Source organism: Mesorhizobium sp. M2E.F.Ca.ET.209.01.1.1 (assembly GCF_004010375.2).
In the GTDB taxonomy this organism is placed as follows: Bacteria; Pseudomonadota; Alphaproteobacteria; order Rhizobiales; family Rhizobiaceae; genus Mesorhizobium.
Genome location: NZ_SADP02001032.1, coordinates 1 through 300 on the forward strand (window position 1 = coordinate 1; position 300 = coordinate 300).

The window sequence follows — 300 nt, forward strand, 5'->3', positions numbered from 1 at the left end:
GCACGCTGATGTTCACCGGCCTGGCGGCCGTGGTGATGCTCGAGAAGAAATTCCGCCGCTACCGCCTGTTCGGCCGCTTCTGGCGCGCCGACTGGCCGCGTTTCCGCGGGTTGCTCAGGCTCGGCCTGCCGATCGCCGGCATCCTCGCCTTCGAGGTGACGATCTTCAACGCGGCAGCGCTCCTGATGGGCCTGATCGACGCGGATTCGTTGGCCGCCCACGCCATCGCCATCCAGATCGCCTCGATCTCCTTCATGGTGCCGCTCGGCCTCAACCAGGCGGTCACCGTGCGCGTCGGCC

General features: G+C 68.0%; 1 protein-coding gene. It reads left to right on the forward strand.

From position 1 onward, the window contains the following. Positions 1 to 300 (forward strand): MATE family efflux transporter (locus EN852_RS38995; protein ID WP_246694583.1); only part of this gene is annotated, 300 nt, incomplete at both ends.